The organism is Pseudoalteromonas obscura (assembly GCF_030135505.1).
Lineage (GTDB): Bacteria > Pseudomonadota > Gammaproteobacteria > Enterobacterales > Alteromonadaceae > Pseudoalteromonas > Pseudoalteromonas obscura.
Genome location: NZ_JASJUT010000006.1, coordinates 297,417 through 307,224 on the forward strand (window position 1 = coordinate 297,417; position 9,808 = coordinate 307,224).

Below are 9,808 nucleotides of genomic sequence, written 5' to 3' on the forward strand. Positions count from 1 at the left end.
AGTCGTTAAACTTGCCTCACTTTATTTCAGTGCAAGCCGATTATGCTTAAAATAGAACACACCAATAACAGCTACATTTTACAGCCTCAAGACTGTGCAATGAAGATTACACATAATTGGTTTAGGGTGGAATATTGGCGTCAAAAAGAAGCCATTATTACAAGCAAACAAGGCCGTGCACCGGCATGGTTTATCGAATATCAAGAAAACCAAATTGGCGTTCTCAAGCACTACTGGCGAGGCGGATTAATTGGCAGGGTGCTGAGCGATCAATATCTGTTTGTAGGACTGACTCACACTCGCGTATATAAAGAGTTTAAATTACTCACTGAACTCAAAACGTTAAATCTACCTGTACCAGCCCCCATAGCTGCATATGTGGAAACACACTTTGGTATTTATCGAGCTGACATTTTAACGGAGGCCATTTCAGGTGCCAAAAGTCTATGCGAAGTCCTTCGACAACGCGTGGCAGATAATGTCGAATTACAAGCTATTGGACGCACCATAGCTGAATTCCACAACAACGGTGTTTATCACGATGATCTCAACATCAACAACGTCCTTTTTGACAAACAAGGGGTCGTGCATCTAATTGATTTTGATAAAGGTGATATTCGTGAGCAAGAAACAACTTGGCAACAGGCGAACATAGACAGGCTTGAGCGGTCTTTTAAAAAAGAAGCCAGCAAATGGCCAGCTTTCTTTTTTGAAAAAAGACATTGGCAAACATTACACAACGCCTATAAAGCACATCTAAACAGTTAACTTTTACTTAGTTGTGCTTTTTTAATTACATTCGAGGTTGAGCAACCATCCAAAAAAGACAGGACCTCAACCTGGCCCCCTTGTGCTAAAACATGCTCAGCACCGGCAATTTCCTCGACTTTATAATCGCCACCTTTTACTAAGATGTCTGGGCTAATTGTTGCGATTAAATTAGCTGGCGTATCGCCTTCTTCTTCTTTGCCAAATGGGATCACCCAATCAACAGAAGCCAGAGCAGAAATAACCATAGCGCGTTCGTTCAGTGGGTTGATCGGCCTCTCAGGACCTTTTAGACGTGATATTGATTCATCATTATTCAGCCCAACGACAAGCTTGTCTCCCATCGCTTTTGCTTGTGCCAAATAGCGAACATGCCCTGCATGTAAAATATCAAAACACCCATTGGTAAACACGATTTTTTCACCATTTTGCTTAGCAAAAGAAATGTGCTGCAATACGTCTTCGAAAGGCGCTTGATAATGCTCACCTGTTTCTCTGAGGTACTGACTTAGTTTTGCACTCAACTCTTCAGGTGAAACAGTTGCAGCGCCAAGTTTGCCGACGACGATACCCGCAGCTAAATTTGCCATCTCCACTGCGTCTTTGGCATTCAATCCTGCGCCTAACATTGTCGTCAAGGTCGCAATCACTGTATCGCCAGCGCCAGTGACATCACTCACCTCTAAAACTTGCGCAGCAAAATCATGTTTTTCATTTTCAGAAATGAGCGACATCCCCTGCTCAGAACGTGTTAGCAGCATAGCGCCTATGCCAGCTTCAGCAATCAGCTTTCTGGCACTCTCCGTTAATGTCCTTTCAGAGCTAGCATCACCACCAGCTAACTTAAATTCATTCAAGTTAGGGGTGATAAAATCGGCACCTCGGTAAACTGACAGATCACTGAGTTTAGGATCAACTAACACTGTTTTACCTGCTCGTTTAGCAATCTCAATCATCTCTTGGATATTTGCAAGTGCGCCTTTATTGTAATCAGAAAAGAGTACAAAGTCATAGCTATCAATGACTTGCTTTAACTGTGCTACCAGTAAAGCACTATGCTCTGGCTGAAACTGCTCTTCCATATCTAGTCTGACGACCTGCTGATGACGACTGATCACTCGCATTTTAGCGATAGTTGGCAAAGTCTCTACAGCTACGAGCTGAGATTCAATGTTGTCATTTTCTAAAATAGTGCGCAGTTTGTGTCCGTTATCATCTTGACCAATTAGGCCCAACAATCCCACTTTGCCATCTAGATGCGCAATATTCTTCGCTACATTGGCTGCCCCACCAGCTTTATCTTCTAGGCTACTTACCTTTACAACTGGAACTGGTGCTTCAGGAGAGATCCTGCCAGTATCACCATGCCAGTAGCGATCGAGCATCACATCACCCACAACGAGAATGCTGGCGTTGTGCAGGTTTTGTAAAGCAGCTAGTTTCATAGGCTTTGCTCCGCAATTAGCAAGTCGACCGCTTCACATAGCCAGTGGCCGATAAACATGTGGGCTTCTTGAATACGCGCGGTTTCATCAAAATCGATGATGATTGGTAATGTAGCGATGTCTTTTACATCACCACCTTTTCTACCTGTCAACGCCACCGTATAGGCACCTATTTCATTTGCAGCAGCTAGTGCTAAATTAATATTTTCACTGGTGCCTGAAGTCGTCAGTCCTATCACCAAATCTTCCGGTTTGCACAAAGCCTGAACTTGCCTTTCAAAAACGGTGTTGAAGTGATAGTCATTGCTATGTGCGGTTAAAATTGACGTATCTGTTGTTAACGCGATTGAGGCCAAAGGTCCACGCTCTAATTTATAGCGAACTACAAATTCAGCAGCTAAATGCTGCGCATCTGCCGCGCTTCCACCGTTACCAAACCAAATAACCTTGCCACCAGCGGCGAGCGTTTTTTGACACGCTTTTAAAAGCTCAATTGATTCTTTATGGTAATTTGCCATATTAGCAAATAACGCCATATGGCGCTCCAAGCTATCTAAATAGCTATTCGCAATCTGTTCATTGACTGACATAGTGAACCTTAAATTTTTTACAAGCCCAAATATTGTGCTAATTCTTAATACTTACCCGTGTCTTACCAGTATACATTGACTGAAAGCCAAGTGTAGTTTTCTCCGTATACATCTTTTCCAACAGTCAGGCTTGTTTCCAATTGATAACCATCTATTTTTCTCGAGTTTGACAGTTTGATTTCGTGCATATCCTCATAGGTATCACTCACACCACCTAACTCATTCGCGTAACCGCTTTTGTTTTTCACACTCGTCAGCTTCACGTTCCACATAGAGTCTAAGCTCTCTGTATAAGTTACCTCAAGTACGTTATTGGTAGTGGGTACGCCATCATTAAATGTTCTATTGTTTGCCGCAAAGTGCCCGATAACAAAGTTATCGATACTATTACCTGTTTTTGCATAGATTTTATTTACATACCACAAGCTATGCAGGTTAGTATGTTCAAACCTGATGGCTATATCTTTGGTTACATTCGGAAGATGAACACCAAAGCTCGTGACATTGTTACCAAACAAGTAATTCTTATGTTCTCGAGTATCCTCACCACCATGCTCTAGATACCACTCAGCGGTTGTCCACCAGTTAGTTTTGAATACGGTCGTCACACTTGCCCATTGATCTCCAAGCTCTGCGTCTTGGCTACCTGTTTTACCGCTGTTATCATTTCCAGCAGGATCAAAATAGGCTTTAACTACATCTTTGAAATCAACCTTTCTCGGGCCACCACCAAATTGCATAATACGGTTAATACCAATTTTCCAATTCTGCAATGGTTCAAAGTTGAGTTGTGTACCCGCGAGACGCGGAGTGCCATCATGTAATGTATTCTGGTACATAATGCCATCTTCAACATGCTCTAGCTCCGAATAAAAAACTTCAAAATCGAAGTTCCACCAGTTTTTTAGAGGTGAATTTAGTCCCAAAGAAGCGGATAAAGGTGCTTTCGCATTGGTAGAATAAATAGTTGCGGAGTGCTTAAATGGAGAAAACCAGTGCTCTTTATAACCTAAATTTAATTGCAAATTTTCTCCGCCTAGTGCGTAGAAGGTATTATATGGCACCAATTTACCAGACTCTACTCGATATTCTGCGCCCAATTGCACCAATGAGTTTTTGCTGCCTCGATAGATCCCCCCCAAAGACAGCTCTGCATATTCACCCGAGTAATTTCCACGATCATTCGCAAGCTTTTGCTCTTCTCCGGAATCTACACGTAATTTTATACCTCGACGCGTGATGGCATCTTGTTGCAAATACGGTGCAATACGCGCTCGAATACTGGCTTGTAAAGCTGGGTCTATGTTGCCAAGTTTGACTATGTGCTTATTAATCTCAGTAATGCGATAAGGTTTGCTCATCGGTGTTACTGCCGTTAATGCAAACATTTTATCTACTTGATACTCTAAGATTTTATCTTTGCCGATAGGAAGAAAAGCGGTCGGCATCGCGTACACCAAAGAAGAGCTTAAAAACAGTATCAAAGTAACAGCAGACAACAACTTTTTATAAATTGACAACATTTTATTTCTTTCAAATACAAACAGGGGCGAGCATACTAGCAAATTAAGGGCTTTTGAGCACGCCCAGATATGTGTAAAATTGTTATAGTAATTTTCATCCAATCACAAACGCGTTAAACTGCCCTTTTATTTGTACCCTGATGCCATGACTCGATTTATATACTCCACCATGCTGCTGCTGCTTGCGCCACTCATTTCGATTTACTTGTATCAGATCAGAGGGAAGAAAAACCCCGGCTATAGACGCCATTTTAGCGAAAGGTTTGGACAGGTAGATACCAACATTCCCGAGGGGGCTATTGTTGTCCATTGTGCATCTGTGGGTGAGGTACTCGCAGCCGCCCCTTTAATAAAAAAAATGCAAACTCGCTACCCATCACATCCGCTAGTGATCACATGCAACACACCAACTGGCCGAGCGGAAGTACTAAAGCAATTTAAGGGTTCAGTATATACTTGTTACCTGCCAATAGATTTTGCGTTTTCAACTCGTCGATTTATCAAACGTTTAAAACCTAAGCTAGTCGTCGTATTAGAAACTGAGCTATGGCCAAACCTCTTTCATTACGCCAATCAGCATTGCTGTCCCGTTGCCGTGGTCAATGCCCGTTTGTCTGAGAAATCGTTTCGCGGCTATCAAAAATTCTCGGCAATAAGCCGTAATATCATGAAGAATATTAAAATACTCGCTAGTCACAATGAAGAGGATGCAAGCCGGTTCATTGCATTGGGGCTGGAAGAAAGTAGAGTGATTACAACTGGGTCAATTAAGTTTGATGTCACCCTTAGCGAAAATGATATATCCAAATTGAGTGACATCAAATCTCAGCTTGGCGATCGGCCGATATGGATAGCGGGGTCAACTCACCCAGGTGAGCATGAGCAAATTATCGCAGTACATCAAAGTTTATTGACCACAATACCTTCATTGCTGTTGATCATAGCTCCGCGTCATCCCGAACAATTTGACTCGGTTGCAAACTTATTGCGTGACGCTAACCTAAAGTTCAGCCGTCGCAGTTTATCATTTGAAAATAACAGCGAAGTACTATTAGCGGATACCTTAGGCGAGCTTAAATTTTTATATGGCTGCGCGGACATTGCCTTTGTAGGCGGTAGCTTGATCGAACGAGGGGGACACAACCCACTGGAGGCCGCTGCAAGTTCAGTGGGTGTATTAAGTGGACCAAGTACTTACAACTTTTCTCATATATACCCGCAACTGAGGGCAATGCACGGAGCTATAATATGCTTGGATAAAGCCGAACTAACTGCGCAATTGAATACGCTCTTAAGCAGTTCAAATACCGCTCACAAGCTGGGACAAAATGCGCATGCCTGCTTGGCAAAAAATCAAGGCGCGATTAATCGCACGCTCAATATTATCGATTCACTGTTGGAGCAGTAAATGAGTGAACATATCATCAATACGATGAAGAGCTGGGTCAGTAAGGTCATTGTAAAATATAACTTTTGCCCATTTGCCAGAAAAGAAGTAGAGCAAAACGCTATCTACTACCACATCAGTAGTGCTATCAGTCACGATGACGCAGTCATGGACATGCTAGAACAGTGCTTTGAGTTGAATCAGAATCCAAAACGAGAAACCACTTTAATGAGCTTTTCAGAAGGCTTCGTTGATTTCGGGGATTTTCTAGATTTAGTCGATTTAGCAAATGTTATGCTTAGCGCACAAGGTTTTGAAGGAACATATCAAATTGCGACCTTCCACCCCGACTACGTTTTTGCAGACAGTGATGAGGCGGATCCAGCCAATTACACCAATCGCGCCCCCTTCCCTACCCTCCATCTGATCAGAGAAAGTAGCATGGCAGCAGCTCTGGAAGAATATGATGACCCAGAATCTATCCCAGACAATAACATTCGCCTAGCAAGGCGAAAAGGTGAAGCTTTTTGGCAACAGCTACTCGCCAGCTGCACGCATCATAAATAGCCATTTCATTGCGGGCTTGCAGCGCAACTTAACGCAGCAAGCCAACAGATATATTTACTTTTTAACCCACTTTCCATTCACTTGAATAAAGTGACCTGCAGACGTTTTTTTATAGGTTTTTTCCGCAGCAAGCTTTTCTACTTGCGATAAACTGATGCCATTTTTCTTGGCCAATTGCTGGTATTTGGCTTTGCGCTTTTTGTTGATATCCGCAACGAGTTTTTTCACATCTCCTGAGCCTTTAATGACACCTAAATACCCAGCTGCGTTTTCACCAACCATACCTTGTGATTTGGCTTCATTGATTGATAAAGCCATCACAGAAAAGCTCATACATGCCGCTGCGATTGTGGTCAAAATAATTTTTGCTTTCATGTTCTCGCTCCTTAGAATAATTCACTGTCATCACTAAACAAATCGTCTAGCTCTTTGTCTACTTTCACACGGATTTCGTGGTCAACTTTTACATTTAAATTGATGGTGATAGGTTCTTTGGTCTCAACTTGTACTTTATGAGTACAAGCTGAAGTGACTAAAACCAGCATCAAAGTTAGCATCCATTTCATGCCTTCTTGCTCCTGTTAGTTTAATGCTTTTTCAACTTCATTGGTGATCTCATCGCTTAGGCGCAATGCTCTAAACAACTGAAAAATATTCTCTTTATGCGTGTAATTAAAGTTAATTGGCTGAGGTTCAGCCTGCTGTTCATTGACACCCGTAATTTGCACAGCTAGGTCTAACCACCCATCTGATGACATATTTACGTCACTTGATAACTTTTCAATATTGAGCCTTTCCAACATACCAAATGCCGTTTCCAGACTCGGTTGTTGTGCTTTCAGCGCTTCGACAGACTCATTATTTTCAATACTCAATAACCCGATATCAATATTATTGAGCTTGCCACCGTTAATTTCGAATAGCCCGCCTACTACCGCAACTGGAAGCTGGCCGTGCACTCGACCACTAAGCTCTACACCAGCGTTTTTAGCTGCATTTGCTATCACAGCAAGGTCCCAATTATTGGCCTCTACTAAAAAGCTCTGATCTTGGTTGGTAAGCTTAATCTGCTTTGTAAAAAGTTGGCCATCAAAGATATTCGCGCTGATATTACTCAGCATCGGATCCCCTTCAGAGGAAGACAAAATCGCTTTGAAATTTTCTAACACAGCACCTGAGCGGACTTCTCTAATATCTATTTGGGAATCTTCGAAAGCGATCTTACCTGCATTAATTTTCCCCGCAACAGGTATGTTTAAACCGCTTAAGTAGTGTGAGTCATATAAGATCCCCCCTTCTTCAAGGGCAGCATTAAACGTAAACGATTGTTCGTTTACATCACCTTGCAACGTCGCGGAGATCGTGCCTTCGCTAAGCTGCAGCTTTGGCTCAAACTGCGTCAGTATCGGCTTCAGTGTCAGAAAGCTCTGTTCGGGAACCATCACGGTCAAATGATGTAACTGTTGATCAACTTGTTGCTTAACCAGCATTTCAAAATCATCTAGGTGTAACACATGCTCAAGAGAGGTCTGCTCTGCTAATAAACCGGCCGATGTTAAAACAACCTGCCTAAAAGAAAGCTGAGGCGTCGCAACTAAGCCAAGGTGCGTCTCTCCATCCACCTCTGCGTTCACTTTATTATCTTTAAATTCACCATTCAATGTTAGGGTATGAGTGACATCTTTGCCTCTTACCTCTGCTTTTTTAAAAGAACCAACCTGAAACTCAAGCTGACCTGTGAATTGCTTATCTTCATCAAAACTCACTGCACTGTTTAGCAAAACATGCTTACCTGATACATCCTGAACCTGATATCGCTCGGCACTAAATTGTGTTTTAAATACATCTACTTGCAGTGCTTGTAGAATGCCATCTGCCAACTGTTTCATGTCAACATTGACATGAGTTGTTAAGTTCAGCTCTGTATTGTCCAGTTGAGCCTGTGAGTTAGCTATCTTACCCATCGACGATTGCGTTGCTAAATCAAGACTGACAGTTTGCCCAACCTCGCCTTTTAGCACGTAATCACCTTGGCTAACAAAATCTTGAAACTTCAAGTCTTGGGGTAACCGTACCTCTTCGCTGCTGAGTAACCAATCCCCCTCAAGAGATAAAGTTTTATTTCGTATTCCCAATTTTGACTGAAGTTCAAGCCAGCCAAGCTGTGGATTGTGATGGCTTAGCTGAATATCTGTTTGCACAACTTGCTCACCCACATCAAGTGATAAATTTTTCAAATTTATGGCTGTTGCGCCATTGTTATCTTCAAGAGTTAGCGCTGGTATTTCAGCACTATTGGAAGATATATTGAGCGGCTTGGGCAGCACAACACGCCAGCTTGCACTTAACATATCTTTATACGCCCCCCGCAGATGCTGACTTAGCTTTTCACAGGCACTGCCATCAAGTTTAATATCTAGTGATGATAGATCCGCATCGCCACTTTGCGCGTTTAAATCCCAACTACTAATCAGCTCTCCTGCAACCTTTGCAGTGATCTCACATCCATCTAGGGTACGATCTAAGATATTCGCATCTAAGCTCACCGATGCAACAGCTTGAATACCGTCAAATGTTGAAGATAATCGCCCCGATAATGTCTTTATTTGAGACGGCAGATAAGGGGTGATCCCGTGGCTTTGCAGATCAGCATTCAAAGTCACTTTATCGTTATAAACTAAGACCTGCGCCAATATATCCCCATTCAGTGTGAAGCTATCAAGTTCCGCTTCATGAACTGACACAGACAGGGGTTGGCGTAATACAGGGGACTCTAAATGCAGCTTTTTTATCGAGATAAGTGGTCTATCTGCTATTAATGGCAATGAAAGCGGCGTCATTACTGCCGGGGTAGAGCCCGATACAATCGGCTTATGCTTAACCTTCAAATGCGCTATTTCAACCGATTTAGTCGAAACCGTTATATTTTCCCCGAATACATCCGCTTGTTCATTAGAAAAGCAAACCTTGCTAATGTGAATTTCAGTGAAACCAACAGGAGACCACGCCAAACAACTCATTCGGCCTTGCTCTTGAGTGAGAAAATGATTTGCAGCCGCAATGCTGAGTGGCGTTCGGAATATAAAAAGCGTGGCTAGCAACAGGCAAAAGCTTATCACGGCATATAACAAATAACGGCGCATTAGTTCCTAACTATTTTGCAATCTGAACAACTAGTTTAAGTCATCATACACACAATGTAATGTAGAAGAGCGTAAGAAGTTGTAAAATGGGCTAAAACGCATATAAAACAAACAGGTACTAACTAGAATATCGCCTAGAAAATGCTGATAAGTACATCGACTCCCATTAAAGCTTCGTCACTGCATACACATTCCAGGCCTAGTAAATTAACCCCGTACACACTTAACAATTTTACTGCCAATAAATAAGAATTTGGTTTGCTCTGACCCATCCTAGTATGGGTTGACACTTTTTATGTCAAAACGCTCGATGAATTTCATCGGGCGTTTTGTACTTTAAGGCTGTGTGTGGCCTTTTCTGATTATAGGTTTCAACAGACTGCTT

The 9,808-nt window shown here is 42.4% G+C and carries 10 protein-coding genes; 3 read left to right on the plus strand and 7 right to left on the minus strand.

Features of this window, described 5'->3' with window-relative positions; all coding sequences use genetic code 11:
• Positions 1–42 precede the first annotated feature (42 nt).
• Entirely contained in the window at positions 43–768 is a 726-nt protein-coding gene (locus QNM18_RS16000; protein WP_284137764.1) for a 3-deoxy-D-manno-octulosonic acid kinase, read from the plus strand.
• Here QNM18_RS16000 and hldE read toward each other — a convergent pair.
• The 3 genes from hldE to QNM18_RS16015 form a co-directional block, all read right to left on the minus strand.
• A complete protein-coding gene (hldE, locus tag QNM18_RS16005) occupies positions 765–2,213 on the minus strand; it encodes a bifunctional D-glycero-beta-D-manno-heptose-7-phosphate kinase/D-glycero-beta-D-manno-heptose 1-phosphate adenylyltransferase HldE (protein WP_284137765.1) in 1,449 nt (482 codons plus the stop codon). The genes QNM18_RS16000 and hldE overlap by 4 nt on opposite strands.
• Positions 2,210–2,803 carry a D-sedoheptulose-7-phosphate isomerase gene (locus QNM18_RS16010; protein ID WP_284137766.1) on the minus strand — a complete coding sequence of 198 codons (594 nt, stop codon included), beginning with the start codon at positions 2,801–2,803 and terminating at the stop codon, positions 2,210–2,212. The genes hldE and QNM18_RS16010 overlap by 4 nt, the downstream gene beginning before the upstream one ends.
• 62 nt (positions 2,804–2,865) lie before the next feature.
• Entirely contained in the window at positions 2,866–4,326 is a 1,461-nt protein-coding gene (locus tag QNM18_RS16015; protein WP_284137767.1) for a capsule assembly Wzi family protein, read from the minus strand.
• 145 nt (positions 4,327–4,471) lie between these two features.
• Between QNM18_RS16015 and waaA the strand changes: the two genes are divergently transcribed.
• Positions 4,472–5,734, plus strand: coding sequence for a lipid IV(A) 3-deoxy-D-manno-octulosonic acid transferase (gene waaA, locus QNM18_RS16020; protein ID WP_211012709.1), 1,263 nt, complete (start codon positions 4,472–4,474; stop codon positions 5,732–5,734).
• Positions 5,735–6,280, plus strand: coding sequence for a DUF1415 domain-containing protein (locus QNM18_RS16025; RefSeq protein ID WP_211012708.1), 546 nt, complete (start codon positions 5,735–5,737; stop codon positions 6,278–6,280).
• Positions 6,281–6,334: 54 nt separating this feature from the next.
• Here QNM18_RS16025 and QNM18_RS16030 read toward each other — a convergent pair whose 3' ends face one another.
• From QNM18_RS16030 to QNM18_RS16045, 4 genes are all read right to left on the minus strand, one after another.
• A complete protein-coding gene (locus tag QNM18_RS16030) occupies positions 6,335–6,655 on the minus strand; it encodes a YdbL family probable chaperone protein (RefSeq protein WP_211012707.1) in 321 nt (106 codons plus the stop codon).
• Positions 6,656–6,666: 11 nt separating this feature from the next.
• Positions 6,667–6,846, minus strand: a complete 180-nt coding sequence (locus QNM18_RS16035; RefSeq protein WP_023399504.1) for a YnbE family lipoprotein — start codon at positions 6,844–6,846, stop codon at positions 6,667–6,669.
• 15 nt (positions 6,847–6,861) lie between these two features.
• Positions 6,862–9,423, minus strand: a complete 2,562-nt coding sequence (locus QNM18_RS16040; RefSeq protein ID WP_284137768.1) for an intermembrane phospholipid transport YdbH family protein — start codon at positions 9,421–9,423, stop codon at positions 6,862–6,864.
• Between the two features lie 298 nt (positions 9,424–9,721).
• On the minus strand, positions 9,722–9,808 hold an 87-nt coding region (locus tag QNM18_RS16045), incomplete at its 5' end, for an integrase core domain-containing protein (protein WP_284136834.1).